The sequence below is a fragment of the Methylibium sp. T29-B genome, assembly GCF_000576225.1.
Taxonomy (GTDB): domain Bacteria; phylum Pseudomonadota; class Gammaproteobacteria; order Burkholderiales; family Burkholderiaceae_C; genus Methylibium; species Methylibium petroleiphilum.
Map to the genome: position 1 here is coordinate 1 of NZ_AZSN01000322.1, position 1,743 is coordinate 1,743.

Sequence of the window (1,743 nt, forward strand, 5' to 3'; positions counted from 1 at the left end):
CGCGGTTGTCGGCGGCGCGGCGCTTGCGGTGGCGTCGAGCCGGCCCTTGCCGTCGGCATCGGCCTGCAGTTGCAGCGCGAGCGGCTGGCCGGCGAAGGCGCTGTCGCTCAGGTCGGCGCGCAGCGTGCCGCGCAGCGCCGCCAGCAGCGCACCCGTGTCGGCCGCCGCCGCCGGCACCTGTGCGCGCAGATTGATCTGGCCGTTGAGCGCATTGCGGCTGCGCCGCCAGGCGGCCTCGGGTTCTCCGGGCAGCCAGGCCGCGGGGTCGAAGTCGGCGAGCTTCAGGTCGGCCTCGGTATCCCAGCGCTCGCCGCTGCGCTGCGCGCGCCCCTTGCCGTCGAGCCGCGCGGCGCCGGCGCGTGCGCTCAGCGTGTCGATGACGGCGAGCGTGGGCGTGGCGCTGCCACGCAACGCGAGCTGCGCGGTGCCGCGCAACGGCACGGGGGCGTTGTGGCGGGCGGGACCGAGCAGCGCGCCTTCGAGCCGGGCATCGAACGCGAGACGACCGAAGGCCGCTTCCGCGTTGGCGGGTGCGGCGTGTTTCAGATCGACCGGTCCGCTCAGCCGCAGCGGCGGGGCGCGCTGATCCAGTCCCCGCAGCAGCACGCCGTCGAGCCGGAGCCGGGCCTGCGCGTCGGGTCCCTCGACGCGGCCGGTGGCCTCGAGCAGCCCGGCCGCGGTGCGCGCATCGGAGGCCAGCTGCACGCGGGCGCGCTCGATGTCCCACGCCGTGCCGCGGCCCCGCAGCAGCAGGTCGATCTCGCGCAGCGGCGCGCGCCGCTGGTCCCAGCGGCCGGGGACCTCGTTGCGCACCTGGGCCCGCAGCACCAGCGGCTGGTCGTTGTTGAGCTGCAGGACCGCGCTGCCGTTCAGCTCGGTGGTCGGCGCGGGCGTGCCGGCGGACAGGAGCGGGGCGAGCAGCCGCGCGAGGTCGAGCCGCACGAAGTGCGCGTCGAGCTGCGAGACGGGCAGGGGATCGAAGGGCGTGACCTGGGCCTTGACGTCGAGGCGCTGCGATTGCATCACCACCGTGGCCTGGGCGTCGAAGCGGCTCAGCGGGCCGGCCGCCTGCAGCGCCAGTGTCACGTCGCGGGCCCAGGGCGGTACCTGGGCTTCGCTGGCGTCAACCGCGCCGTGCAGCGCGAAGCGCGCCCGCAGCGGCAGCGGCGCGGCGGCCTCGATCTGGCCGCCGCCCTCGGCCTGCAGCCCGTTCCAGCGCAACGACAGCGCTTCGATGCGGTGGGTGCTGCCGGCCTCGACACGCGCGCTCAGGGCCTGGATCGGCGCCGCGAGCCCCGGCAGTTGCAGGCGCTCGATGCGCAGCGTGTCGATGCGCGCGCTCAGCGGGAGCTGCAGGTCGGACGGGGCGCCCGCGGCAGGCGTCGGCGCGGGCGTGGGGGAGAACTCGACCGCCACGCTGTGCGCGGCCAGCGTGCGGGCCTGGAGATGAACGAAGGGCGCGGCGAAGCGCCAGTCGACGAGCTCCAGACCGCTCGATTGCAGGCCGTCGATGCGGACCGTGCTGCGGCCGGCACGGATCGACAGCCGCGCCAGCGAGAACTCGCTGGTCGGCCCGAGCAGCGCGCCGCGTGGGGCTTCGAGCGTGAGCCCCGGCACATGCATGCCGATCTGATCGAGCCACCAGCGCGTGCCGGCCTCGGTGTGCAGCGCCTGCCACGCCGAGGCGATGACCGCCGCCGCGGCCAGCGGCAGCGCGAGCACCGCACCCAGCAGCCACGGCCA

General features: G+C 76.0%; 1 pseudogene. It reads right to left on the bottom strand.

Features of this window, described 5'->3' with window-relative positions:
• Positions 1-1,743: pseudogene (locus Y694_RS21595) on the bottom strand (AsmA-like C-terminal region-containing protein); the annotation flags it as partial.